This window comes from Ottowia sp. (assembly GCF_035325765.1).
Taxonomy (GTDB): Bacteria; Pseudomonadota; Gammaproteobacteria; order Burkholderiales; family Burkholderiaceae_C; genus Ottowia.
This window is the reverse complement of the sequence record NZ_DAOKZG010000038.1, coordinates 1-24011: the sequence shown is the minus strand read 5'-3', so window position 1 is coordinate 24011 and position 24011 is coordinate 1. Positions and strand designations below refer to the sequence as shown.

Sequence of the window (24011 nt, the reverse complement as noted above, 5' to 3'; positions counted from 1 at the left end):
TCGTCATGCGGCAAGCGCGCGTGCGTACGGAGCGCTACTCGATCGCGATGCGCAGGGCCCAGGCGGCGGCCCAGGGTGCGAGGAACAGCGCCAGCACCAGCATGGCGCCGAGCAGCGAGAAATGCGCCGAGATGCCCAGGCCAGCGCTGCTCGCCTCGACCGCGCCGGCGCCGAACACCAGCACCGGAATGTAGAGCGGCAGCACCAGCAGGGCCAGCAGCACGCCGCCGCCGCGCACACCCAGGGTGAGCGCCGACATGATGGCGCCGATCAGGCTGAGCAGGGGCGTGCCTAGCAGCAGCGAGGCCGCCAGCACGCCGATGGCGCGGCCATCGAGATCGAATTGCAGGGCCAGCAGCGGCGACAGCAGGGTCAGCGGCAGGCCGGTGCCAAGCCAGTGCGCGACCACCTTGGCCAGCACCAGCAGGGGCAGCGGAGTGGCGGCCAGCAGCACCTGCTCCAGCGTGCCGTCCAGATGGTCGTCGGCGAACAGGCGCGGCAGCGACAGCAGGGTGGCGAGCAGGGCGGCGACCCAGATCGCGCCGGGCGCCAGGCGCCGCAGCAGCGCCGGCTCGGGGCCGATGCCGAGCGGGAACAGGCTGACCACGATGAGGAAGAACACGAGCGCGGCCGCGGTGTCGGCCTGGCGCCGCAGCGCGACGCGCAGGTCGCGCCGCAGCAGGGCGCCCAGTCCGGCGAGTGGCCCGGCGCGGCGCGTCGTGGCGCCGACCGCCGCGCCCGGTGGCGCGCCCCGGGACGGTGCGGTTTCGGCCTTCATAGCGCCAGCGTGACCTGCGGCAGCGCCGCCGGCAGCGCGACGTCCTGGTGGCTGGTCAGCACCACGATGCCGCCGGCGCCGACGTGGCGCGCGATGCGTGATGCCAGCCAGGCGCCGGCCGCGTGGTCGAGCGCGTTGAAGGGCTCGTCCAGCACCCACAGCGGCGTGGCGCCAGCCAGCACCAGGCGCGCCAGCGCGGCGCGCCGGCGCTGCCCCTGCGACAGGGTACGCACCGGTGCGTGCTCGCGTCCGGCCAGGCCCGCCTCGCGCAGGGCCGCGCGGGCCGCCTGCGGCGCCGCCTGCCAGCCGGCCAGCGCCAGCGCGACCTGCAGGTTTTCCAGCACCGACAGCTCGGCCTTGAGTGCCGCCGTATGGCCGAGGTAGAGCAGGGCGCGGCCGAATTCCTCGCGCAGGCGCGCGATGTCCAGGCCACGCCACAGCACGCGACCGTGCTGCGGTGCCAGCAGGCCGCAGACCATGCGCAGCAGGCTGGTCTTGCCGGCGCCGTTGGCGCCCTGCACGCGCAGCAACTGACCCGGCACGACCGTCGCGTTCAGGCCGCTGAACAGCAGGCGGCCGGAGCGCGTGCACTGCAGGTTCTCGAGCTGCAGGCTGGCGGCGCCGACCGGGCCGGTGGCGGCCATCAGCGTCCGACCACGCGGTCGAGCACCACGCGCACGTCCTGGCGCCCGAGAGCGACGCCCTCGAGGTGGCCTTCGATGTCGCCCGGCTGCGCGTTGGCGTTGCCCAGGCGCGAGACGCGCGCGACGATGTTGACGCGTGGGTGCCGTGACAGCGCCAGGCCCTCGGCCATGGCGCTGCTGTCGTCCAGCGTGAAGGAGACCGGCCAGCCCGAGGCGCGCGTGCGCACGGCGGCCAGCGGCATCGGCGGACCGTTCTCGGCACGCGCGAACACGAACAGGGTATCCGCCGGCGCGATCTGGCTGGCCAGGGCGCTGTCGACCACCACCGTGCCGCGGATTTCCGGCCGGGTCGCGGGGGCGGCGCTGGCCGGGGCGGTGGTGGCCACCTTGGCGGGCGGCGCCTGGCCTTGCGCGCGCGCGATCCACTCGCCGATGCGCGCGCGGTCTTCCGAGTCCTCGGGCAACTGAGCTTCCAGCCGACGCCAGTGCTGCACGGCGGTCTCGCGTTCGCCCCGCTGCAGGGCCGCCAGGCCGGCAAAGGCCAGGGCATTCAGGTTGTTCGGGTCGAGCCGGAGCGCGCGTTCGACCAGTTGCTGCGGCTCGCCCGACAGGTCGCGGTTTTGCGTCGTGGCCAGGGTGTTGGCATATTCCACCCACAGGTCCGGGTTGTCGGCCTGCAGGGCCGTGGCCTTGCGGTAGGCGCCAAGGGCGTCCTGGGTGCGGCCGAGCTGGAAGTACGAGCGCGCCAGCAGCACCCAGCCCTCGGCATCGCCGCCGTCGCGCGCGAGTCGCTCGGACAGCGCCGCGATGGCGTCGTCCTGCGGCGGGTGGGCGGGATCGGCGGCGGCGGCCTGGACGCCGCGGCCGCTGATCGCTTCCGGCGTGCCGACCGCGGCATACAGCAGGGCGGCGGCCAGCGGCAGTGTGATCGCGGTGGCGAGCGCCGCGCCCCAGTTGACGCGCAGGCTCGCGGGCTCGTTCGCCGGTGCATCCTGGCGCGCCTGCAGGGCCTGGCGCTCGAGCTCCAGGCGGGCGCGCTCGTGTTCGGCGTCGCCCAGCGTGCCGGCGGCGTGCTCGGCATCGATCTCGCGCAGGCGGTCGGCCAGCACGGCGAGCGCCGGATCGGCCGGCGCGGCACGGTCCGCGTGCCGCAGCAGGGGCACGATCACCAGCGCCAGCGCGAGCAGCACCAGGGCGGCCGCCAGGACCAGGAACAGCGTCATGGCGGCGACTCCCCGCCGGCTTGCAGCAGCTGGCGCGCGCGGCGACGTTCCTCGGCCGACAGCACGTGCTCGGGCTCGGCGGCAGCGCGCCGGCGAATGGTGCGCACCAGGGTTGCGGCCGCCAGCAGCAGCAGCACGAACGGGCCCAGCCACAGCAGCAGGGTGCGCAGGCCGAACCGCGGCCGATAGAGCACGAAGTCGCCGTAGCGCTCGACCATGAAGTCGCGCACCTGCTGCGGCGAGCGACCGGCGCGCAGCTGCTCGCGGATCTGCTGGCGCAGGTCGAGTGCGAGGTCGGCGTGCGAGGCGGCGATGGTCTCGTTCTGGCACACCAGGCAGCGCAGCTCCTGGGCGATTTCCGTCATGCGCGCTTCGAGCACGGCGTCCTCGGCCAGCGGCGGTGCTTCGCGCGCCGCCAGCGCGGAGCCCGCCAGCAGCCAGGCCAGGGCGCACAGGACGGCGCGCATCCAGGGCATTCGGGGGTCAGGCACCGAGCTTCCTCATCAGGGGCAGGATGGTCTGGTCGAGGGCCTCCTGCGTCACCGGGCCGATGTGCTTGTAGCGGATCACGCCCTGCTGGTCGATGATGAAAGTCTCGGGCACGCCGTAGACCCCCAGGTCGATGCCGACCAGGCCCTGGAGGTCGGACGCCGACTGCAGGTAGGGGTTGCCGTGGCGCGCGAGCCAGTCGAGCGCGTTGTCGCGCTGGTCCTTGTAGTTCAGGCCGTACATCAGCACGCTGCGCGAGCGGGCGAGGTCGATCAGCACCGGGTGCTCGACCCGGCAGGCGACGCACCAGGAGGCCCAGACGTTGAGCAACCAGACCTTGCCGCGCAGGTCCTGCGCCGAGAAGCGCTCCGTGGGCGTGTCGAGCTGTGGCAGTTCAAACGCCGGCAGCGGCTTGTCGATTAGCGGCGAGGGGATCTCGCGCGGCTTGAGCGTCAGGCCGATCGCCAGGAAGGCCACCAGCACGCCAAACAGCAGCAGCGGCAGCAGGCCCTTTCTCATGGCGTCGCGGTCCTCGCCGTGGCGGTCGCCAGGCCCGGGGGCGTGGCAGGGGCCGGCCGCGTCGCCGCCGCGCGCACGCGCAGGCGGTAGCGTCGGTCCAGCACGGCGATCAGGCCGCCGAGCGCCATCAGGAAGCAGCCGCCCCAGATCCAGTCGACGAAGGGCTTGTAGTAGAGGCGCACGATCCAGCGCTGCTCGCTCAGGCGGTCGCCGAGCGCCGCGTAGAGGTCGCGCGTGAGGCCGGTATGGATGGCCGCCTCGGTCATCGGCGCCGGGTTGCGCCCTTCGGTGTAGACGCGTCGCTCGGGCCACAGCGTGGTGACGGCGCGCCCGCTCTCCGTGGTCACGGCGAGCCGGGCCCGGTCCGCCGAATAGTTGGGGCCACGTTGCCGGTCGACGCCCTGGAACTCGAAGCGGTAGCCGGCCAGCGTCGCGGTCTCGCCGGGCTCCATGGTGACGTCCTTTTCCAGCTCGTAGCCGTTCACCACGGTGACCCCGACGATGAACACCGCCACCCCCAGGTGCGCGAGCTGCATGCCCCAGTAGCTCGGCGGCTGCGCCGCCAGGCGCTGGCGCCACTGCGCGCGCGGGTGGCGGCGCAGCTTCTCGACCACGTTGAGCACCGAGGTGGCGGCGATCCACAGCGCCAGGAACAGGCCGAAGCCGACCATCGGCTTCCAGCTGCCGAGCAGCCAGGGCGCGACCAGGGCCGCCGCCAGGCTCACGGCCAGCGCCCAGCGCAGGCGACGTGCCAGATCCAGCGCGTTGTCCTCGCGCCAGCGCGCCAGCGGGCCGACCCCGACCAGGAACAGCGCTGGCGCGATCAGCGGCACGAACACGGTGTCGAAATAGGGCGGACCGACCGACAGCTTGCCCAGGCCAAGGGCATCGATGGCGAGCGGGTAGAGCGTGCCCAGCAGCACCGCGGCGCAGGCCACCAGCAGCAGCACGTTGTTGACCAGCAGCATCGACTCGCGCGACACCAGGGCGAAGCGCCCGCCGATGCCGACACTGGGCGCGCGCCAGGCGAACAGGGCGAGCGAGCCGCCCACCACCAGGGTGAAGAACACCAGGATGTAGATGCCGCGCGCCGGGTCGGTGGCGAAGGCGTGCACCGAGGTCAGCACGCCCGAGCGCACCAGGAAGGTGCCCAGCAGCGAGAGCGAGAAGGCGATGATGGCCAGCAGTGCGGTCCACATCTTGAAAGTGTCGCGCTTTTCGGTCACTGCCAGCGAGTGCAGCAGCGCGGTGCTGACGAGCCAGGGCATGAGCGAGGCGTTTTCGACGGGATCCCAGAACCACCAGCCGCCCCAGCCCAGCTCGTAGTAGGCCCAGACGCTGCCGATCGCGATGCCCAGGGTGAGGAAGCACCACGACACCGTGGCCCAGGGCCGCGACCAGCGCGCCCAGGCGGCGTCCAGGCGCCCGGCCAGCAGCGCGGCGATGGCAAAGGCAAAGGCCACCGTGGTGCCCACGTAGCCCATGTAGAGCAGCGGCGGGTGCATGATCAGGCCCGGGTCCTGCAGCTGCGGGTTGAGGTCGGCGCCGTTCGGCGCCGCCGGCAGCAGGCGCGCGAACGGATTGGAGGTGAGCAGGATGAACAGCGCGAAGCCCACGCTCACCAGGCCCATGACCCCCAGGATGCGCGCCGTGGTGCGCGCGTCCAGGTGGCGCGAGCGCAGCGACACCGCCGCAGTCCAGCCGGCCAGGATCAGCAGCCACAGCAGCACCGAGCCTTCGTGGCCGCCCCACACGGCGCAGACGCGGTAGACGAGGGGCAGGGCGGAATTGGAGTGTTCGGCGACGTACTCGACCGAGAAATCGTTGGCCACGAACAGCCGGGTCAGGCAACCGAAGGCGATGGCGACGAACAGGAACTGGGCGCGTGCTGCCGGGCCGGCCAGCGCCATCCAGGCGGCGTGGCCGCGCGCCGCGCCCCAGAGCGGCAGCAGCGCCTGCACGGCCGCCAGCAGCAGCGCGAGCACGAGGGCAAGCTGGCCGAGCTCGGCGATCATCGCGGATCTCCGGCCGGCAGTGGCGGCGTGTAGCCGGCGCTCTGGAGCGCGCCTTCGACTTCGCGCGGCGTGTAGTTCTCGTCGTGCTTGGCCAGCACCTGGTCGGCGTGGAACAGGCCGTGCTCGTCCAGCCGGCCCTGCGTCACCACGCCCTTGCCCTCGCGGAACATGTCGGGCAGCAGGCCGCTGTAGCGCACCGGGATGCTTTGCGCGCCGTCGGTGACGACGAACTGCACCATCAGGCTGTCGCTGGCGCGCTGCACGCTGCCCTGCTCGACCAGGCCGCCCAGGCGAAAGGCCCGGCCCTGCGGCGCCTCGCGCGCCACCACCTGGGAGGGGCTGAAGAAGAACACCAGGTTGTCCTGGAAAGCGCTGAGCACCAGGGCGCTGGCGACGCCAAGCGCGGCCAGGCCGCCGAGCACGATGAGCCCGCGCTTGGTGCGTGTCTTCATGCCGGCTCTCCGAGCGCCTCGGCGCGCAGGCGCTGGCGCCGGCGGCGCAGCTGCCACAGTTCGGCCGCCAGCAGCAGCGCCGTCACGCCAAACGAGCCCCAGACATAGAGGCCGTAGCCGCCCATCTGCAGGAAGTCGGACCAGGTGGCCCAGTTCGATCCGGGCATCACGCCACCTCCAGCGCCTGCGCGGCCCAGGCCGCGTGGCGCTCGCGCTCCAGAATGATCAGGCGCACGCGTGCGAGCGCCACGGCAATGCAGTAGCACCAGACCGCCAGCGTCATCACCAGCATGCCCACCAGCATCGGCGTGGCAATGCTGGGCGCGCTGTCCAGGCTGACCGAAGCGCCCTGATGCAGGGTATTCCACCAGCGTACCGAGAAATAGATGATCGGCACGTTGACCACGCCCACCAGCGCCAGCACCGCGGTCGCGCGGTCGGCGTGGCGCGGGTCGTCGATGGCGGCGTGCAGCGACAGGAAGCCGAGGTAGAGGAACAGCAGGATCAGCTCCGAGGTCAGGCGTGCGTCCCACACCCACCAGGTGCCCCAGGTCGGCTTGCCCCACAGGGCGCCGGTCCACAGGGCGATGACGGTCATCAGCGCGCCGGTGGGCGCCAGCGCGCAGGCCAGCATCGAGGCCAGGCGCAGGTTGAACACCAGGCCGATGCCGGCCCACAGCGCCAGCGCGAGGTAGATCACCATGGACATCCAGGCCGCCGGCACGTGGATGAAGATGATGCGGTAGGCATCACCCTGCTGCGCGTCGGTCGGCGCCAGCGCGAGGCCGATCACCAACCCGGCGACACCGAGCAGCGCCGCCAGGGCGTAGCACCAGGGCAGGAGGCGTCCGGCCAGCGGGTAGAAGCGCAGCGGCGCCGCGTACTTGAACCAGTTGATCCCGCCCGCGGGCAGGGACAGCGCACTGCTCACGGGATGGCCCTCCGCGCCGCGCGCCGCGGGATCAACACCTGGGAGCGGCCCGGCATGCTCATCGTGGCCGTGCCGCCGCGTCCAGCGCCGCTGTGGCCTCGGCCGGCGCGATCTCGAACACCGAGAAGCCACCCACCTGGTAGACCAGGGTGGCGCCCGCGACGTCGCTCTGCTCGTTGCCCATGAAGGGCAGCAGGCGCGCCGCCAGGGTCTTGCCGGAGGGCTCGTCGGTCAGCGCGATCGCGCGGATCGGCTGCCCCGGGCCCTGCAGCACGCTGTAGGCGTGGTACTTGTGCTGGTCGAGCCAGCTGTGCACCCCGCGCACCATGCCGTGCACGTCGCCACTGGCGCCGAAGTCCTGGAAGGCGACGCCGAGGCGTTCGGGCGCCATCTGGCCCAGCAGGATGATGTCGCGCAGGTGCAGCACCAGCACCGCCGTCTTGCCGCCGGCGAGCGCCTGCAGTGCGCGCAGGCCCTCGGCTTCCGGCGCCAGCAGGGCGTCGGCAAAGCGCTGGAAGCGCTGCTGCTGCGCCGCCAGCCGTTCGTCCGGCTCGGCGCCGGCGCGCCAGAAGGCCTGCTCGATCGCCTCGACCCGGGCGCGGCTGGCCTGCCAGCGCGAGGGCACGAACAGCGGCGTGCCCAGGTGCTGGTCGAAGGCCACGTTGGCGCCGGCCAGCAGCTGGAACTGACGCGCCGTGTCCCACCAGCTCAGCACGACGCGCTCGGCCGGCACGTGGCGCTTGAGCACCCCGGCCAGCGCGTCCACGTCCTTGGGGGCGATGCCCAGGGTCAGGAAGGGATCATCGACACGCGACTGCCAGCGCACCAGCACCGGGCCGCCGCCCGAATCGGCGACCTCCAGCTCGGCCAGCGGGGTGGCGCTGTCATCCGACACCACGCTGGCGCGTCGCACCGTCAGCTGCTGCGCCAGCGGCTCCAGCTCGGCGGTGGGCACGGGCTCGCCCAGCACGTAGCGGTAGACCGGTGGCGCCGACCAGTGCCGGGCCAGCAGGCCGCCGGCCATGCCGAGCAGGGCAAGGCCGCCGAGCACGGCGGCGAGGCTCAGGCGCCGGCGCCATGGGCGCGATGCTGCTGGATCACCCATGTTGCCGTGTCTCCTGGTCATTCGTCAGGCGCGCTCCCGCTGCGGATCGTCGCCGGCCGTCCGGGCACTGCGCCGGCGTCCGACCAGGCCGCCGATCAGCAGGCCACCGCCCAGCACCGCGAGTCCGCCGCCGGTCAGCACCGGGTCATCGGCCAGGTTGGCCAGCACCGGCTGCGTGCCGTTGCGGTAGGACGAGGTCTTGCGCGGCGCGGCGCTGCCGCCTTCCAGCTTCTGCAGGCGCTGCTCGAGCGCGGCCTTCTCGCGCAGCAGGGTGTCCTGCTCGTTGATGATGGCCTGGTCCTTGATCAGGTCGCTCCAGCCGTGCGAGTAAGTCCAGCCACCCGGGTTCACGTGCTGCAGGCCCTTCATGTAGCGCGCCACGTGCTGCTCCCACATCTCGGCAAAGGTGCGGTCGACGGTGGTGGTCTGGTTGGCGCCAGCGAAGAACAGCGAGAAGAAGCCGCCGGGCTCGTCCTGCTCGGGCGCGGGCAGTGCCGGGCGATTGGTCTTCTGACCGACCAGCAGCTTATCGTCGTAGAGTTTCTGCACCACCTTGCGCGTGTCCTCGACGAGCTTGATGCCATCCTTGATGCCATTGTCCGACATTGTCAGATAGGTCTCGGCAAAGCGCGGCGAGTGGCACTGCGAGCATGTCGCCACCCAGGCCTCCTTGCGCTCCTTGAACCAGGGGTGCTCGAGATTGTCGGCGATGTTCTGGAACGGCAGGAAGCCCCAACGCACCTTGCGCACCAGGTTGTGCGTGTACTGGCCCTTGAACTCGAAGTGGCAGCTCTGGCAGGTCGGGCCGGTCTGGCCGTCCTTGTGGCCCATCTGGTCGGCCAGGCGGATGTCCCAGTTCCACTGGTTGCCGCGGGTCTGGTAGGCCGTGCCATGCTTGGAGAACATGAACTGCTCGAACTCGTTGTGGTCGACCCCGTTGTGGCAGGTGGCGCAGGCCTCTGGCTTGCGTGCCTCGACGGTGGAGAACTCATGCCGCGTGTGGCAGTTGTCGCACTTGGGCTGGTTGGTATGGCACATGGTGCAGCTGGCCGCCACCTCGCGCTCCTGCAGCGCGGCCCAGGTGGCAGTCTCGACGTTGGCCATGTAGTCCACGGTGTGCGAGGGGTGGCCCGCGTCCCACTGCTTCTGCGGCCACACCAGGGTGTCGCGCTCGGACTCGGCCTCGGCGAACTGGCGCACGTGGCAGGTGCCGCAGGCGGTGCGGTCGGGCATGCGCAGGTCGGTCACGTGGTTGCCGGCCTGCTTGCCGACGCCCATGTGGCAGTCGATGCACTGCACGTCCTTCAGCGGCTCGCCCGCCGCCAGCAGGCCCTGCGAGCGCAGGTTGTCCTCGACCTCGGCGATCACGCCCTTCTTGTAGGCGCGCACGTCGGAATCAGGAAGCTGGCGAATCTGGTCAAGGTTGGCGTGCACGCTCTTTTCCCAGGACTTGACCCAGCCGTGCGTGGCGCCGGTGTGGCAGCCCACGCATTCCTCGCGCTTGGCCTCGATCGCCGGTTCGGCCGGCGCCTTGTAGAACAGCGTCGGCGCCAGGTACATGTCCATCGGGATCGGCTCCCAGTACTTGGCGTGCTTGCCCTTGGTGTATTCGGCCTTGTAGCGCTTGGACAGCGCGTCGAAGAGCTCCTTGGGCGAGGCGTCGCGCGAGAGATTCAGCGCCTTGAGCTGTTCGTCGGGCACGGAGTCCCAGATGGCTGCCGAGGTGGGCAGGTGCGTCGCGACCAGGCCGAGGGCCAGGGCGACCAGGGTGAGCAGTCGAGCCAGCATGGGTGTCTCCTCCAGTTCGTTCCGGCACGGCGCGCGCTGCCGGATGAGAGACACTATGGCCATTTTTCGGCTGGCACCAAGTACCACGGCACCCTGAAGTCATGGTGCCATGGCGCCCATGGACCCACCGGGGCCACCGGGCATGGCACCGGGCCGGGTGCTGCGCTCTTGCGGACCTGCGTTCAACCTGGAAACGGCCGTTGACCGCTTGCACCCTTCTCCAAACCCGCATGGCCATGGACGTTGGCAGCTTCTCTCCCGTTCACCATATGGGTGAGCACGCTACACGCCCGCCAGCACCACTCTCGCCGCGCCATGCGTCGTTGATGATCGTCCTTGCAGACACGAGCCTGCCGCGTCCTCTTGCCTCGCCTGCCGCGTCGATAGCGGCACTGGCGGAGGCGTCCAACTGCCGTTTCCAGGTTCAAGAATGACGAAATGACTCCGCTGCGCTTCGATGGCAGGGAAACGCATCTGGTCGCGCGGGCGTGAGCCAGCGTCATCTTGCATCTTTTTTGAGCGTGAAGCGGGATCAGGCGGCGTACTGCTCGAAGCAGGCGCGGGCCTGGTCCAGCCAGCGCTGCCGATCGGCCGGCGGGGCGAAGCTGGCCTCGAAGCTGTTCGCGGCCAGCTGCCAGGCCTGGGCGGCGCCCAGGCCGGTGGCGGCGAACACCTGCTGGAAGTTCGCGTTGACGTAGCCGCCGAAGTAGGCCGGGTCGTCGCTGTTGACGGTCGCCACCACGCCCGCTTCCAGCAGCCGGGGCAGCGAGTGCTGCGCCAGATCGGGAAACACCTGCAGCTTCTGGTTCGATAGCGGGCAGACCGTGAGCGGGATGCGCTCCCGCGCCAGCCGCTGCAGCAGCGCCGCGTCGTGCACCGCCTGCACGCCGTGGTCGATGCGCTCGACCTGCAGGACGTCGAGCGCGCCCCGGATGTAGTCGGGCGGGCCTTCCTCGCCGGCGTGGGCGACGACGTGCAGGCCCAGCTGGCGGCAGCGCGCGAACACGCGGGCGAACTTTTCGGGCGGATGCCCCAGTTCGCTGGAGTCCAGGCCGACGCCGATGAACTGGTCGCGCCAGGGCAGGGCGGCTTCGAGGGTCTCGAAGGCTTCGCGCTCGCTCAGGTGGCGCAGGAAGCACAGGATCAACGCGCTGGAGATGCCCAGCTCGCGCTCGGCGTCCGCGCAGGCGCGGCGCAGGCCGCGGATCACGGTTTCCATCGACACGCCGCGCGCGGTGTGCGTCTGCGGATCGAAGAAGATCTCGGCGCGCACCACGTTCTCGGCCGCGGCGCGCCTGAGGTAGGCGTGCGCCAGGTCGTGGAAGTCCTGCTCGGTCCGCAGCACGCCGGCGCCCTGGTAGTACAGGTCCAGGAAATCCTGCAGCTTGCCGAAGGCGTAGGCGCGGCGCAGCGCCGCGATGTCCGGGTAGGGCAGCGTGATGCCATTGCGCGCGGCCAGCGCGAAGATCATCTCCGGCTCGAGCGTGCCCTCGATGTGCAGGTGCAGCTCGGCCTTGGGCATGGCCGCCAGCAGGGCCGGCAGCCGCTCGGCGGCAATCGGTGGGACGGTCCAGGGCATGGATCGGATCGGGGCGAGCCGCAGCGCGCGGCGCCGCGGCTCGCCCTGACGTCCTTACTTCGCGCCAGGCACCTTGCCCTGCACGCCGTCCACGTAGAACTGGATCGCCTTCAGGAAATCGTCGTCCGCCACCTTGCCGGCGGCCAGCACTTCCTTGCCGGTGTTGTCCTTTACCGGCCCGGTCCAGATCGAGAACGAGCCGTCCTTCATCCCGGCCCGGGCCTTGTCGACGCGCGCGCGCGCATCCGCCGGCACGCTGTCCGGGATGTCGATCAGGTCGATCGCGCCTTCCTTCACGCCCCACCACTGGTTCGGGCCCACGGCCCAGCTGCCGTCCAGCGCCTGGCCGACGGCGTGCTCGTAGTAGGGCGCCCAGTCGATGATGGACGAACCCAGGTGGGCCTTCGGGCCGTAGTGCGCCATCGGCGAGTTCCAGCCGAAGGCGTGCTTGCCCATCGATTCGGCGGTCTTCAGCACCGCCGAGGAGTCGGTGTTCTGGAACAGCACGTCGGCGCCGCCGTTGATCAGGGTGGTCGCGGCTTCCACCTCCTTGGGCGGGTTGTGCCATTCGTTCAGCCACACCACCTGGAGCGTCGCCTTGGGGTTGACGACGCGCGCGCCGAGGGCGAAGCTGTTGAGGTTGCGCAGCACCTCGGGGATCGGCACGGTGGCGACGTGGCCGAGCTTGCCGCTCTTGCTGACGGTGCCGGCGATCAGGCCGGCAAGGTAGGCGCCCTCGTAGTTGCGCGCCTCGTAGGTGCGCAGGTTCTTGGCCGTCTTGTAGCCGGTGCAGTGCTCGAACTTGACGTTCGGATGGTCCTTGGCGACCTTGAGCATCGGGTTCATGAAGCCGAAGCTGGTGCCGAAGATCAGGCCGCAACCCTGGCTCACCAGGTCGCGCGCCACGCGCTCGGTGTCGGGGCCCTCGGGCACGTTCTCGACGAACACGGTCTGCACGCGGTCGCCGAACTTCTTCTCGACCGCCTTGCGGCCGTTGTCGTGGGCGAAGGTCCAGCCGCCGTCGCCGACCGGGCCGACGTAGATCCAGCCGATCTTCAGCGGTTTTTCGCCCGCCGCATGGCTTGGCAGCGCGGCGGCGGCGACGGAGGCCGCGGCCAGGCGCAGCAGGTGGCGTTTGTTCAGGTCGGTCATCGATGTCTCTCCAGTCCAGGGGTCGAAAAATCCCGTTGCAGCCGAACCTCGGGGGTTCAGCTCGCGGGGGTGAACGGCTTGCCGAGCGAGGCCGGCATGTTGATGCGGATCCAGGTGGCGTTGCGGGAAATCAGCGCCAGCACGACGACCGTGGCCAGGTACGGCGTCATCGCCAGGAACTCGGTCGGGATCGTCGTGCCGCGGCTCTGCGAGTAGAACTGCAGCATGGTGACGCCGCCGAACAGGTAGGCGCCCAGCAGCACGCGCGCCGGCCGCCAGGTGCCGAACACCACCAGCGCAAGCGCGATCCAGCCCTTGCCGGCGACCATGCCCTCGGTCCACAGGGGGGTGTAGACCAGGGTCAGGTAGGCACCCGCCAGGCCCGCCATGGCGCCGCCGAACACCACCGCCGCCAGGCGGATCCGGCGCACCGGGTAGCCCAGCGCATGGGCCGATTCGGGGCTTTCGCCGACCGAGCGCAGCACCAGCCCCGAGCGCGTGCGGTAGAGCCACCAGATCAGGGCCACGGCCAGCAGCGCCGTGGCGTAGACCAGCGGATGCAGGCGAAACAGCGCCGGCCCGAGCAGCGGGATGTCGCCCAGCCCGAAGCCGTTGAAGCTCGGGCGCGCGCCCAGCGTGGCTTGCACGTAGTCGACGCCGACGAAGGCCGACAGGCCGGTGCCGAACAGCATCAGCGCCAGCCCGGTGGCGTACTGGTTGGTGCCCAGCCAGATAACGAGCCAGCCGAACACCGCGGCCAGCAGCGCGCCGGCGGCGATGCCGCCGAGGAAGCCCATCAGGTCGCTGCCGCTGTGCACGCCGATGGCGAAGGCGGCGATCGCCGCGCACAGCATCATGCCCTCGACGCCGAGGTTGAGCACGCCGGCCTTCTCGCCGATCAGCTCGCCGAGCGCGGCCAGCGCCAGCACGGTCCCGGCGTTCAGGGTGGAAGCCAGCAGGAGGGCGTAGACGTCCATCAGCGCCTCCGGATCCGGTAGTTGATCAGGGTGTCGCAGGCCAGCAGCGCGAACAGCAGCAGGCCCTGGAACACGTCGGTGAGCGACTTGGGCAGGCCCAGGCGCGATTGCGCCAGCTCGCCGCCGATGTAGAACATGCTCATCAGGATGGCGGCCAGCACCACGCCCAGCGGGTGCAGGCGCCCGACGAAGGCAACGATGATGGCGGCAAAGCCGTAGCCGACCGGGATGTGCGGCGTGAGCTGTTCCACCGGACCCGCGACCTCCAGCGCCCCGGCCAGCCCGGCCATGCCGCCCGACACCAGCAGCACCTGCCACAGCGCGCGGCGCGAGGAGAAGCCGGCGTAGCGCGCCGCCGCCGGCGCCAGGCCGCCGACCTGCAGCGCGAAGCCGCTGCGCGTGCGGTAGAGGTAGAGCCACATCAGCAGCGCGCCGACCAGGGCCAGCACGACGCCCAGGTTCATGCGCGCGCCCTCGATCAGGCGCGGCACCAGCACGCCTTCCTCGAAGTTCTTGGTCTGCGGGAAGTTGTAGCCCATCGGATCCTTCCAGGGCCCGAACACGAAGAAATACAGGACCTGGATCGCCACGTACACCAGCATCAGGCTGACCAGGATCTCGTTGGCGTTGAAGCGGTCGCGCAGGAAGGCGGTGATGGCGGCCCACAGCATGCCGCCGGCAACGCCGGCCAGCAGCACCAGCGGCATGATCCAGCGCCCGGTGTCCTCGCCGGCCATCAGCGCCACCCAGGTGGCGGTGACGGCGCCGATCACGTACTGGCCCTCGGCGCCGATGTTCCAGACGTTGGAGCGAAAGCACATCGCCAGGCCCAGCCCGATCAGCAGCAGCGGCGTCGCCTTCATGCTCAGCTCGCCCCAGGCGTAGGCCGAGTTGATCGGTTCCCAGAAGAACACGCGCAGGCCTTGCAGCGGATCCTTGCCCAACGCCAGGAACAGCAGGCTGCCCAGCAGCATGGTCAGGCCCAGGGCCAGCACGGGCGAGGCAAACGACCACAGGCGCGAGGGCAGCGGACGCAGTTCAAGCCGCAAGAGCCGCCCCTTCGCGCGCGTCCTCGGCGCTGCCCGGCCACAGGCCGCTCATCCATTCGCCGATGCGCTCCACGCTGGCGTCGCGCCGCGCCAGGCTGGGCGACAGCCGGCCCTTGGCCATCACGTGCAGGCGGTCGCAGATCTCGAACAGCTCCTCCAGCTCCTCGCTCACCACCAGCACGGCGCAGCCGGCGTCGCGCAGCGCCAGGATCTCGGCACGGATCTGCGCGGCGGCGCCGACGTCGACGCCCCAGGTCGGCTGCTCGACGATCAGCAGGCGAGGGCGCGCGCCGATCTCGCGCCCCATGATGTATTTTTGCAGGTTGCCGCCGGAGAGCGAGCGCGCCGCCGCCGCCGGCCCGCTGGCCTTGACGTTGAAGCGCTCGATCACTTCCTCGGACTGGCGTCGCAGCGCACCGGTGCGCAGCCAGCCGAGCCAGCCGACGCTTTCGCCGCGTGTCAGCAGCAGGTTGCGCGCCAGCCCGATCTCGGGCACGGCGCCGCGCCCCAGGCGCTCGGCCGGCACGAAGTAGGTGCCGAGCTGGCGCCGCCGGCGCGGCGACAGGCGGCCGGCGGCCGTGCCGTCGATCGTGATCGCCCGCGCCGGCGCGCGCGTGTCCTCGCCCGACAGGGCGAACAGCAGCTCGCGCTGGCCGTTGCCCGAGACGCCGGCGATGCCGACCACCTCGCCGGAATGGACGTCGAGCGTGACGCCGTCCAGGTCGACGCCGTACGGCGAGCTGCGCGGCAGCCGCAGGTCGCGCACCGCCAGCACCACGGGCCCGACCGCGCGCTCGTGGTGCTGCAGCTCGGGCGGCTCGCTGCCGATCATCAGGCGCGACAGCGAGGCATTGGTTTCCTGGCGCGGATCGCACACGCCCGAGACCTTGCCGGCGCGCATCACCGTGCATTTGCTGCACAGGGCGCGGATCTCGTGCAGCTTGTGGCTGATGTAGAGGATGGAGCAACCCTGGGCGGCGAGCTGGCGCAGCACCACGAAGAGCTTGTCCACCGCCTGCGGCGTCAGCACCGAGGTCGGCTCGTCCAGGATCAGCAGGCGCGGGTTGGTGAGCAGGGCGCGGATGATCTCGACGCGCTGCATCTCGCCCACGCCCAGCGTGTGCACCGGACGCTCGGGCTGGATGTCGAGCCCGTATTCGGTCGCCTTCTCGCGGATCTGGCGCGTCACCTCGGCCAGCGAGAGCGACTTGTCCAGGCCCAGCCAGACGTTCTCGGCCACCGAGATGGTCTCGAACAGGCTGAAGTGCTGGAACACCATGGCGATGCCATGCGCGCGCGCTTCCTGCGGGTTGCGGATCACGACCGGCTGGCCGTCGACGCGGATCTCGCCGGCATCGGGCTTCACGGTGCCGTAGATGATCTTCATCAGCGTGCTCTTGCCGGCGCCGTTCTCGCCCAGCACGGCGTGGATCTCGCCCGGCGCGACGCTGAGCGAAACGCCGTCGTTGGCGACCACGCCCGGGTAGCGCTTGGTGATGCCGCTCAGCTCGAGCCGCGGCACGGCGGCGGCGGTCACGGTTCGGCCGCCCGCGGCGTGCCGCCACCCGCCGCGCCTGCCGCCGCGCGCAGCACCGCCAGCGCTTCCTCGCGCAGGATCTCGCCCGTCACCGGCAGCGGCGGCACGGCCGTGCCCAGCAGTTGTGCGGCGCGCGCGGGCAGCAGGCGGCCGCCCAGCAGCCCGGCCATCTCGGGCTGGGGCACGGCGTAGGCCACGTGCGCCACCCCGGCCCAGTAGAGCGCGCCGGCGCACATGGCGCAGGGCTCGCCGCTGGCGTGGACGGTGGCGCCTTGCAGCGACGCAGCACCCAGTTCGGCCAGCGCGCGCCTCACCAGCACCATTTCCGCATGCGCGGTGCAGTCGTGCGTGCTGTGTTGCTCGTTGCCGGCCACCAGCAGCACGTGCCCGTCGGGCGCCACCAGGCAGGCGCCATAAGGTTCGTCACCCCGTTGCAGGGCCGCGCGCGAGGCCTCGATCGCGAGGCGCATCGGGTGCTGCGGGTCGGGCGGGCTGGTCAAGGCGGTTGTTGTTGGTGGCGGTGCAGGCGCTGATGTTACATGGCCCTGGACGCGCGCCGGCTGCGGGAAACTACCGATCGCGCCGGGCCAGGCCGGGGCATGGCGCGTGCCATCAGGACGCGTGCTTTCGTGTGCCCGGGGCGGGCGCACGGCGCCGCCCGGGGCCGCGCCGGGCTGGCTACACTGCACGCCTTGGCGCGCAGCCGATGCGTTGCGTGCCGCTGCGCTTGCCATGGACCTGGTTGACCTGATTCGCCGCCACCGCGCCAGCCTGCCCGACTGGGTGCAGGACTGGCTGGGCGTGCTGATTCCGGCGCTGCAGATCGTGCTCATCGTTGCACTGGCGTGGCTGCTCAACCGCCTGCTGCGCCGCATCCTGCAGCGCGCCGGCCAGCATTACGGCGTGCCCGACAAGTGGGTGGTGCCGCTGCGCGGCATTGGCCGCTGGCTCATCATGCTGGCCGCGCTGCTGCTGGTGCTGGGGCGCCTGGGGGTGTCGGCTTCGGTGCTGTGGACGGCCTTTACCGGCTTCGCGGCGGTTGGCGCGGTGGCTTTCTTCGCCGCCTGGAGCGTGCTGTCGAACCTGTTCTGCGCCTTGCTGATCATGATCGCCCAGCCGTTTCGGCTGGGCGATGACGTCGAAGTGCTCGACAGTGCCGAGAAGCCCGGCGCCAAGGGCCGCGTCGTCGACATCAACCTGCTCTACACCACCTTGCAGGAAGCCGAGGCGCCGCGCCGCCTGCTGCAGATTCCCAATGCGCTGATCTTCCAGCGCGTGGTGCGGCGCTGGCCCGGCGGCGCGCCGCCGGACACCCTGGCGCCGGTGGACGCTCCGGCTCCGGTGGCCGATTCGTCCAGTCCGGCCAGTCTGTGATGCGCCCAGCACGCGTTGCGCTGCCGTGCAGTCGGCCGCAATCGGATCGCCAGTGAGTCTTTCGCAGCCTTCGCGCCCGGCTGTGCACCCGGTTCGGCGGCGCGCCTGCTCAAATCTGCGTGAAAAAGCCCTCGGTGTGGATCAGTTGCGGCTTGGCGCCGAGGGCCTTGGCCGCGAACACGCAGTCGTCGACGAAACTGGTGGTGCCGGCGATGAACACGCTGTAGCCGCTGAGGTCCGGGAACTGCTGGCCGAGGATGGTCGGGATGCGCCCGTGCAGCAGGCCCTCGGCCGGCACGCGCGTGGTGGTCGGCAGGTAGCGGAAGTTCGGGTAGCGCTGCTCCCAGTAGCGCATGAGGCCGCGGTCGTACAGCTCGGCCACCTCGCGCGCCGAGAACATCAGCGTCACCGGGGGCTTGTAGCCGCGGCGCAGGGCGGCCTCGGTGAGCGAAAGGATGGGCGCCAGGCCCGAGCCGGCCGCCAGGCAAAGCACGGGCGTGTCCACTGCCGGGTCGCCGATGAAGGTGCCGTGTGGCCCCGAAAAGCGCAGGGTGTCGCCGAGTTGCACCTCGTCGTGCAGCCAGCGGCTGGTGCGGCCCGCCAGCGGGTCCTTGTCTTCCGCTTCGGCGCGCGTGACCTGGAGCTTGAGCTCGCCGTCCGGGCGCGGCGCGCTCGCCAGCGAGTACGAGCGCACCGGCACGCCAGCGCCAGGGTCGCCGAGCTGGATGTACTGGCCGGGCCAGAAGCGCATCGGCTCGCCCAGCGGGCGCAGCACGAATTCGGTGATGCGCGGCGTGCGCGCGATGCGGTCGACCAGCACCGCGTACTGCGAGGCGCGCGGCGGGAACAGCTTGGGCTTGGCGTCCTCGGTGCCCCAGTCGATTACCATGGGACCGAGCGGCTTGGCCATGCACATCAGGCCGAAGCCCTCGGCGCGTTCGTCCTGCGACAGCGCCATGTCGAGCACGAAGCCCTGGTCAAACTCGCCCGAGCGCACGTGCACCTTGCACTCGCCACAGGCGCCGGCGCGACAGTTGTTGGGCAGGGCATAGCCCGAGCGCTCGAGCGCCTCGAGCACGGTTTCGCCGTCTTCGCAGGTCACCACCTGGCCGGACGGATGCAACTTGACTTCTTGCGGCATGGGCCGATCTAACCTGCGAGCGACTGCGTGCGCGCACCATTGCCGCCAGTGCGCGCATCGCTGGATTTACCCGGGGCACGGCCCGGCGTCGCTGCCGGGGCCGTCGGCTTCCGGGCCCGAAAAGGAATGATAGTGCGCGCGGGCGCGCCGCACCATCAGAACACCGGGATGATGTCCTCCATGTCGACGTCGGTGATTTCCTCGCCGGTGATGTCGACCTCCGGGATCGCCGGGAACGGGATGCCGTACTTGTCGAGCACGCCCTTGAGGTTGAGGATGGCCGCACGCCAGTTGTTCTTCTTGGCCTCGTAGGCCGGGATCGCAAAGCCGGCCTTGCGCGCCACTTCCTCGCCCGCGCGCTGGTTCGCGATGAAATCGTCGGGCAGGTCCCAGAAGTCCATCGGCGGCTCGAACAGCACGGCCGACAGGAACAGGTAGCCGGCGCGCACCTGCTTGGTGATGAGCGGCTTGTCGGACAGGTCGAGCTTCGGGTAGTCGCGCTCCATCAGCGCCAGGCAGATGCCCATGTGGCGGCCCTCGTCCTTGCCGATGTTGCGGAAGGCTTCCTTGAACACCGGCTCGGTGCACCCGGCCGCCATCTGGTGGAAGATGGTGGCGGCGGCGATCTCGCCCATCAGGAAGGACGAGAACAGCACCGCCAGGCTGTACTTGGGCACGGCCTGCTTGTAGCCGGTCCAGTAGCGACCGCCGTTGTGGTAGAGCCACTTGGCGTTCTTCTGCAGGCGCTTGCCCAGCTCGGTCTTGGGTTCGTAGGTGAGCGGATCGGGGTGCTCCAGGAACTTGGTGATCGCCATGCCGCACATCTGCTCATGGTTCTGCTCGTCGCGCGTGACGCTGAAGAAACAGCGGCGCACGGCGTCTTCCTCGTGCGCCTCGTAGGTCTTGATCATGGCCGAGGCGAACACGGGCGGCGCCGAGGCGTCGAACACCGACAGCAGGGTCCACCAGTAGGCGATCGCCTCGCGCTCTTCCCAGCTGTACTTCTCGACGTTGAAGGTGTCCCAGGGCAGCTTCTTGACGTCCCAGACCTCGCGCTGCGACGCGTCCCAGATCTCTTCCAGCTTCTTCGTGTGCTGGTGCCACGAAAGCGGGTAGATGTTGGGCTGCGGCGTGGCCGGCGGGAACTCCATCTTCTGGGCGAGCTTTTCCTTGTTCATGGCGGTACAGGTCTCCTGGCTGGACGGGGTGGGGGTTTTGATTCATTAACCGACCGGTCGGTCGGATAATGAACGAATGATACCCGAAAACCGGGTCCGTGCGTCAAGTGCCATGGCGCCGGACGCTGCCACCGGGAACGGACGCGCACGCGGGCGAGGGCGCGCGGCCTGGGCCGCGGCCGGGACAGGCCGCAAGAACTCGGACCCCGGCCACAAGGGCGCCGAGGATAATGCGCCCAAGGCGGGCGCGCGCCCGGGGCGTGGGTTGCGGGCGGCATGCCTTGCACTCTGCAGGATGGCCCGCGCAGCGCCCCCACGTACCCGGGGCTTCGGGCCGGCGCCTCGGTCCGTCAGCAGAAACAGGAGTGGTGCCATGGCCATCACGCGGCGCGATTTTCTGGATGGGGTGGCACTGGGCGTGGTGGCCGGGCTCAGCCCCCTGCAACTGCTCGCCGCGCAGGGGCCCGGCGGCGTGGCCCCATACCCGCCGGCGCTGACCGGACTGCGCGGCAGCCATGCCGGGGCGTTCGAGCTGGCGCACGAGATCGGGCGCGAGCACAAGGTCTTCGAGACCGATCATCTCCCGGTGTCCGAGGCCTGCGACCTGGTGGTCGTGGGCGGTGGCATCAGCGGCCTGTCGGCGGCCTGGTTCTACCGCGACCGGCACCCGGGCGCGCGCATCCTGGTGCTGGAGAACCACGACGACTTCGGCGGCCACGCGCGGCGCAACGAGTTCCAGGTCGGTGATCGGTTCATCCTCGGCTATGGCGGCAGCGAATCGCTGCAGTCGCCGCGCCAGCTCTGCAGCGCCGAGGCCCATTACCTGCTGGCGCGGCTGGGGGTGAGCATCGGTCGGCTGGAGGCCGCCTTCAACCGCGACTTCTACCCCGACCTGGGGCTGTCGCGCGGCGTGTTCTTCGACCGCGAGCACTTCGGCGTCGACAAGCTGGTGGCGGGCGATCCCGGGCGTCAGGTCAGCGACGACATCGCACCCGAGCGGCTGAACGGCCGGCCCTGGCGCGCCTTCATCGGCGACTTTCCCCTGCCCGAGGCCGATCGCGCCGCCCTGATCGCCCTGCACGAGGCGCCGCGCGACTACCTGGCGGACAGGACACGGGCGCAGAAGCAGGACTATCTCTCCAAGGTCAGCTACCGCGCCTTCCTGCTGCGCGACGTCGGCCTGTCGCCGGCTGCGGCGCGTTGCTTCCAGGGGCGCACGCACGACTTCCTGGCGCTCGGCATCGATGCCGTGGCAGCCTGGGATGCGTACGAGCTGGGCTACCCGGGCTTCGACGCCATGGACCTGGAGCCGCCCAGCGACGCGGCGCAGGCGGAGATGGAGGCGCCCTACATCCACCACTTCCCGGACGGCAACGCCTCCATCGCGCGCCTGCTGGTGCGCAGCCTGGTGCCGGCAGTGGCGCCGCCGGTGGCGCCGGGGCGCGAGATGGACGATCTCGTGCTGGCGCGCTTCGACTATGGGCGGCTCGACGCACCCGATGCCAACGTGCGCATCCGCCTGAACAGCACCGTCGTCAGCGTGAAAAACCGCGCCGGCGGCGTCGACGTCGGCTACGGCAGGAGCGGGCGGCTCGAGCGCGTGCGGGCGCGCCACTGCGTGCTGGCGTGCTGGAACATGATGATTCCGCACATCCTGCGCGGCCTGCCGGCGCGCCAGGCGCAGGCGCTGTCGCGCAACGTGAAGTTTCCGCTGGTCTACGCGAAGGTCGTGCTGCGCGACTGGCAGAGCCTGCTGCGCCTGGGCGTGCACGAGATCTGCGCGCCGACCTCGCCCTATGCGCGCGTCAAGCTCGACTACCCGGTGGATCTGGGTGGTTATCGGCACCCGCGCGATCCGGGCCAGCCGATCGGCCTGCACATGGTCCATGTGCCGGCGGTCCCCGACGCCGGGCTCGATGCGCGCGGCCAGGCGCGCGCGGGCCGCCTGCAACTGCTGGCGACGCCGTTCGAGCAACTGGAGCAGCAGATCCGCGAGCAACTGCAGCGCATGCTGGGCCCGGCCGGCTTCGACCACGGGCGCGACATCCTCGCGATCACCGTGAACCGCTGGTCGCACGGCTATTCCGATTTCGTCAACTCCCTGTTCGACGACGAGGACGAATACGCAGGCATCATCGCCGCGGCGCGCGCCCCTGGGGCGCGTGACGATCGCGAACTCGGATGCCGGCTGGGACGCCTACCTGCACACCGCCATCGACGAGGCGGCGCGGGCCGTGCGGGAGCTGCCGGCCTGACCCGGTGCCGAGCGCCCGGAGTTTGCAAGAAAGGCCCGAAAGCCTTCCGATGCTTTCGGACCTCGACGGGGCAGGTACGACGTCGACATGGACGTGCTGCAGCAGCATTTCGGCGTCCGTACGGCGGCCGATGCCCGGCTGGTGGCGCCATCCTGGTGAAGTTCAGCTGATCGGCCAGCACCCGGCCTGATTGGCCGGTTTTTCTTGTGCCCCAGTCCTTGCTGGAAGTGCCCCCAAAAGTGCCCCCGGTTTGCTTCGGCTGTCCTTGGACGCCGTGAGACGTTACCGGACGCTAACCCGCTGATTTCCCCGGGGAAAAGAAAAAGCCCGGACGTCTTTGGACTTGTCCGGGCTTTAGGATGGTGGTGGTAGGTGGAATCGAACCACCGACCTTGGGGTTATGAATCCCACGCTCTAACCGACTGAGCTATACCACCAAGAGCGCGGGATTATACGGGGTCTGCCCCGTGCGTGCCGTTCAGCGATGCTTGAACTGCGGCGCGCGCTTGCCCACGAAGGCGTCCATGCCTTCCTTCTGGTCCTCGGTGGCGAACAGGCCGTGGAATAGGCGGCGCTCGAACATCACGCCGTCGGCCAGCGTCCCCTCGAACGCGCGGTTCACGCATTCCTTGGCCGCCATCACGGCCAGGCGGCCGAAGCCGCAGATGGTGAGGGCAGCACCCAGCGCTTCGTCCATCAGCTTGTCCAGCGGCACCACGCGGCTCACCAGGCCGGAACGCTCGGCCTCGTCCGCGTTCATCATGCGCGCGGTGAGCGCCATGTCCATGGCCTTGGACTTGCCCACGGCGCGCGGCAGGCGCTGCGTGCCGCCGGCGCCGGGGATGATGCCGAGCTTGATCTCGGGCTGGCCGAAGCGCGCGTTGTCGGCGGCGATGATGAAGTCGCACATCATCGCCAGCTCGCAGCCGCCGCCCAGGGCGAAGCCGCTGACGGCAGCGATGACCGGCTTGCGGATGGAACGGATGGTCTCCCAGTCGCGCGTGATGTAGTCCTGGCCGTAGACGTCGGCAAAGCCGTAGCTGGCCATGACGCCGATGTCGGCGCCGGCGGCAAAGGCCTTTTCGCTGCCCGTGAGCACGATGCAGCCGATGGCGTCATCGGCGTCGAAGGCCTTGAGCGCCTGGCCCAGTTCGACCATCAGGCCCGGACTGAGCGCGTTGAGCTGCTTGGGGCGGTTCAGCGTGATGACGCCGACCTGGCCGCCTTCGGTGCGGATCTCGATGAATTCGTATGCCATGGGGGTGTTCTCCTCGTGCGCGGGGGGCGATGAAACCGGTCACTATAGCGAGCACCGGCTGGGGCATGATTAACCGACCATATGGTTGGGCAATGGTAAATTTCGCATTTCGGAGACACCACACATGAATCACAACAGCACCGACGTCCTGTACAAGGAGGAGGGCCCCGTTGCCATCCTGACCCTCAACCGACCCGCCGCGCTCAACAGCTTCACGCGCCAGATGCACCGCGACCTGTGGGCCGCGCTGGATCGCGTCGAGGCCAACAAGGCGATTCGCGCGCTGGTGCTGACCGGCGCCGGCCGGGGCTTCTGCGCCGGTGCCGACCTGTCGGAATTCGACTTCAGCGAGGGCCCGCGCAAGGAGTGGCGTGCCGATCCGGGCCCGGTGATCGACCAGGCCTTCAACCCCACCACGCGGCGCCTGATCAAGGTGCGGGTGCCCACCGTGTGCGCCGTCAATGGCGTGGCCGCGGGCGCCGGCGCCTCGGTGGCGCTGGCCTGCGACATCGCCATCGCCGCGCCCGGCGCCAGCTTCATCCAGGCCTTCAGCAAGATCGGCCTGGT

Annotated in this window: 23 protein-coding genes and 1 tRNA gene; 3 read left to right on the top strand and 21 right to left on the bottom strand. The window is 70.4% G+C overall.

Annotated features, from left to right (window positions below; translation table 11 throughout):
- Positions 1–34: 34 nt before the first annotated feature.
- From ccmB to PKA16_RS11855, 17 genes are all read right to left on the bottom strand, one after another.
- Entirely contained in the window at positions 35–778 is a 744-nt protein-coding gene (ccmB, locus tag PKA16_RS11935; protein ID WP_324403451.1) for a heme exporter protein CcmB, read from the bottom strand.
- Positions 775–1422, bottom strand: coding sequence for a cytochrome c biogenesis heme-transporting ATPase CcmA (gene ccmA, locus PKA16_RS11930; RefSeq protein WP_324403450.1), 648 nt, complete (start codon positions 1420–1422; stop codon positions 775–777). The genes ccmB and ccmA overlap by 4 nt, the downstream gene beginning before the upstream one ends.
- Positions 1422–2645 carry a c-type cytochrome biogenesis protein CcmI gene (ccmI, locus tag PKA16_RS11925; RefSeq protein WP_324403449.1) on the bottom strand — a complete coding sequence of 408 codons (1224 nt, stop codon included), beginning with the start codon at positions 2643–2645 and terminating at the stop codon, positions 1422–1424. The genes ccmA and ccmI overlap by 1 nt, the downstream gene beginning before the upstream one ends.
- Positions 2642–3136, bottom strand: a complete 495-nt coding sequence (locus tag PKA16_RS11920) for a cytochrome c-type biogenesis protein (RefSeq protein ID WP_324403448.1) — start codon at positions 3134–3136, stop codon at positions 2642–2644. Before PKA16_RS11920 ends, ccmI begins: the two co-directional genes overlap by 4 nt.
- Entirely contained in the window at positions 3129–3653 is a 525-nt protein-coding gene (locus PKA16_RS11915) for a DsbE family thiol:disulfide interchange protein (RefSeq protein WP_324403447.1), read from the bottom strand. The genes PKA16_RS11920 and PKA16_RS11915 overlap by 8 nt, the downstream gene beginning before the upstream one ends.
- A complete protein-coding gene (locus PKA16_RS11910) occupies positions 3650–5668 on the bottom strand; it encodes a heme lyase CcmF/NrfE family subunit (protein WP_324403446.1) in 2019 nt (672 codons plus the stop codon). Before PKA16_RS11910 ends, PKA16_RS11915 begins: the two co-directional genes overlap by 4 nt.
- Complete coding sequence (gene ccmE, locus PKA16_RS11905) at positions 5665–6120, bottom strand: cytochrome c maturation protein CcmE (RefSeq protein ID WP_324403445.1); 456 nt, start codon at positions 6118–6120, stop codon at positions 5665–5667. The genes PKA16_RS11910 and ccmE overlap by 4 nt, the downstream gene beginning before the upstream one ends.
- On the bottom strand, positions 6117–6287 hold the full coding sequence (gene ccmD / locus PKA16_RS11900) for a heme exporter protein CcmD (RefSeq protein ID WP_324403444.1): 171 nt from the start codon (positions 6285–6287) through the stop codon (positions 6117–6119). The genes ccmE and ccmD overlap by 4 nt, the downstream gene beginning before the upstream one ends.
- Positions 6287–7051, bottom strand: a complete 765-nt coding sequence (ccmC, locus tag PKA16_RS11895; RefSeq protein WP_324403443.1) for a heme ABC transporter permease CcmC — start codon at positions 7049–7051, stop codon at positions 6287–6289. Before ccmC ends, ccmD begins: the two co-directional genes overlap by 1 nt.
- A 58-nt stretch (positions 7052–7109) precedes the next feature.
- The gene (haoB, locus tag PKA16_RS11890) at positions 7110–8156 is read right to left on the bottom strand and encodes a hydroxylamine oxidation protein HaoB (protein ID WP_324403442.1); all 1047 of its coding nucleotides are present in this window, start codon (positions 8154–8156) and stop codon (positions 7110–7112) included.
- 24 nt (positions 8157–8180) lie between these two features.
- Positions 8181–9944, bottom strand: a complete 1764-nt coding sequence (locus tag PKA16_RS11885; RefSeq protein ID WP_324403441.1) for a multiheme c-type cytochrome — start codon at positions 9942–9944, stop codon at positions 8181–8183.
- A gap of 532 nt (positions 9945–10476) precedes the next feature.
- Positions 10477–11523, bottom strand: a complete 1047-nt coding sequence (locus PKA16_RS11880; RefSeq protein ID WP_324403440.1) for an adenosine deaminase — start codon at positions 11521–11523, stop codon at positions 10477–10479.
- Between the two features lie 54 nt (positions 11524–11577).
- On the bottom strand, positions 11578–12675 hold the full coding sequence (locus tag PKA16_RS11875) for a BMP family ABC transporter substrate-binding protein (protein ID WP_324403439.1): 1098 nt from the start codon (positions 12673–12675) through the stop codon (positions 11578–11580).
- A 56-nt stretch (positions 12676–12731) separates the two neighbouring features.
- Complete coding sequence (locus PKA16_RS11870; protein WP_324403438.1) at positions 12732–13652, bottom strand: ABC transporter permease; 921 nt, start codon at positions 13650–13652, stop codon at positions 12732–12734.
- Positions 13652–14701, bottom strand: a complete 1050-nt coding sequence (locus PKA16_RS11865; RefSeq protein ID WP_324403437.1) for an ABC transporter permease — start codon at positions 14699–14701, stop codon at positions 13652–13654. Before PKA16_RS11865 ends, PKA16_RS11870 begins: the two co-directional genes overlap by 1 nt.
- Positions 14691–16238, bottom strand: coding sequence for an ABC transporter ATP-binding protein (locus tag PKA16_RS11860; protein ID WP_324403436.1), 1548 nt, complete (start codon positions 16236–16238; stop codon positions 14691–14693). Before PKA16_RS11860 ends, PKA16_RS11865 begins: the two co-directional genes overlap by 11 nt.
- The gene (locus tag PKA16_RS11855; RefSeq protein ID WP_324403435.1) at positions 16235–16738 is read right to left on the bottom strand and encodes a nucleoside deaminase; all 504 of its coding nucleotides are present in this window, start codon (positions 16736–16738) and stop codon (positions 16235–16237) included. Before PKA16_RS11855 ends, PKA16_RS11860 begins: the two co-directional genes overlap by 4 nt.
- Before the next feature lie 232 nt (positions 16739–16970).
- On the opposite strand from PKA16_RS11855, the gene PKA16_RS11850 reads away from it, so the two are divergent.
- Positions 16971–17612 carry a mechanosensitive ion channel domain-containing protein gene (locus tag PKA16_RS11850; RefSeq protein WP_324403434.1) on the top strand — a complete coding sequence of 214 codons (642 nt, stop codon included), beginning with the start codon at positions 16971–16973 and terminating at the stop codon, positions 17610–17612.
- Positions 17613–17721: 109 nt separating this feature from the next.
- Here PKA16_RS11850 and PKA16_RS11845 read toward each other — a convergent pair whose 3' ends face one another.
- Complete coding sequence (locus tag PKA16_RS11845; RefSeq protein ID WP_324403433.1) at positions 17722–18753, bottom strand: 2Fe-2S iron-sulfur cluster-binding protein; 1032 nt, start codon at positions 18751–18753, stop codon at positions 17722–17724.
- A gap of 155 nt (positions 18754–18908) precedes the next feature.
- Positions 18909–19931: a hypothetical protein gene (locus tag PKA16_RS11840; RefSeq protein WP_324403432.1), complete on the bottom strand. Its 1023-nt coding sequence runs from the start codon at positions 19929–19931 to the stop codon at positions 18909–18911.
- Positions 19932–20304: 373 nt separating this feature from the next.
- Between PKA16_RS11840 and PKA16_RS11835 the strand changes: the two genes are divergently transcribed.
- A complete protein-coding gene (locus PKA16_RS11835) occupies positions 20305–22356 on the top strand; it encodes an FAD-dependent oxidoreductase (RefSeq protein WP_324403431.1) in 2052 nt (683 codons plus the stop codon).
- 190 nt (positions 22357–22546) lie between these two features.
- Here PKA16_RS11835 and PKA16_RS11830 read toward each other — a convergent pair.
- Positions 22547–22623: transfer RNA gene (locus PKA16_RS11830), tRNA-Met, on the bottom strand.
- A 41-nt stretch (positions 22624–22664) separates the two neighbouring features.
- Positions 22665–23444 (bottom strand): enoyl-CoA hydratase, encoded by a 780-nt coding sequence (locus PKA16_RS11825; protein WP_324403430.1) that lies wholly within the window; start codon positions 23442–23444, stop codon positions 22665–22667.
- Between the two features lie 124 nt (positions 23445–23568).
- Here PKA16_RS11825 and PKA16_RS11820 point away from each other — a divergent pair.
- A partial coding sequence (locus tag PKA16_RS11820; RefSeq protein WP_324403429.1) for an enoyl-CoA hydratase-related protein occupies positions 23569–24011 on the top strand: 443 nt, incomplete at its 3' end.

Excerpts from the sequence above, each read along its gene's own strand:
- ccmB (WP_324403451.1), bottom strand. The coding sequence starts at position 778 with ATGAAGGCCGAAACCGCACCGTCCCGGGGCGCGCCACCGGGCGCGGCG.
- ccmA (WP_324403450.1), bottom strand. The coding sequence starts at position 1,422 with ATGGCCGCCACCGGCCCGGTCGGCGCCGCCAGCCTGCAGCTCGAGAAC.
- ccmI (WP_324403449.1), bottom strand. The coding sequence starts at position 2,645 with ATGACGCTGTTCCTGGTCCTGGCGGCCGCCCTGGTGCTGCTCGCGCTG.
- PKA16_RS11915 (WP_324403447.1), bottom strand. The coding sequence starts at position 3,653 with ATGAGAAAGGGCCTGCTGCCGCTGCTGCTGTTTGGCGTGCTGGTGGCC.
- PKA16_RS11910 (WP_324403446.1), bottom strand. The coding sequence starts at position 5,668 with ATGATCGCCGAGCTCGGCCAGCTTGCCCTCGTGCTCGCGCTGCTGCTG.
- ccmE (WP_324403445.1), bottom strand. The coding sequence starts at position 6,120 with ATGAAGACACGCACCAAGCGCGGGCTCATCGTGCTCGGCGGCCTGGCC.
- ccmD (WP_324403444.1), bottom strand. The coding sequence starts at position 6,287 with ATGCCCGGATCGAACTGGGCCACCTGGTCCGACTTCCTGCAGATGGGC.
- haoB (WP_324403442.1), bottom strand. The coding sequence starts at position 8,156 with ATGGGTGATCCAGCAGCATCGCGCCCATGGCGCCGGCGCCTGAGCCTC.
- PKA16_RS11885 (WP_324403441.1), bottom strand. The coding sequence starts at position 9,944 with ATGCTGGCTCGACTGCTCACCCTGGTCGCCCTGGCCCTCGGCCTGGTC.
- PKA16_RS11880 (WP_324403440.1), bottom strand. The coding sequence starts at position 11,523 with ATGCCCTGGACCGTCCCACCGATTGCCGCCGAGCGGCTGCCGGCCCTG.
- PKA16_RS11875 (WP_324403439.1), bottom strand. The coding sequence starts at position 12,675 with ATGACCGACCTGAACAAACGCCACCTGCTGCGCCTGGCCGCGGCCTCC.
- PKA16_RS11870 (WP_324403438.1), bottom strand. The coding sequence starts at position 13,652 with ATGGACGTCTACGCCCTCCTGCTGGCTTCCACCCTGAACGCCGGGACC.
- PKA16_RS11850 (WP_324403434.1), top strand. The coding sequence starts at position 16,971 with ATGGACCTGGTTGACCTGATTCGCCGCCACCGCGCCAGCCTGCCCGAC.
- PKA16_RS11845 (WP_324403433.1), bottom strand. The coding sequence starts at position 18,753 with ATGCCGCAAGAAGTCAAGTTGCATCCGTCCGGCCAGGTGGTGACCTGC.
- PKA16_RS11840 (WP_324403432.1), bottom strand. The coding sequence starts at position 19,931 with ATGAACAAGGAAAAGCTCGCCCAGAAGATGGAGTTCCCGCCGGCCACG.
- PKA16_RS11835 (WP_324403431.1), top strand. The coding sequence starts at position 20,305 with ATGGCCATCACGCGGCGCGATTTTCTGGATGGGGTGGCACTGGGCGTG.
- PKA16_RS11825 (WP_324403430.1), bottom strand. The coding sequence starts at position 23,444 with ATGGCATACGAATTCATCGAGATCCGCACCGAAGGCGGCCAGGTCGGC.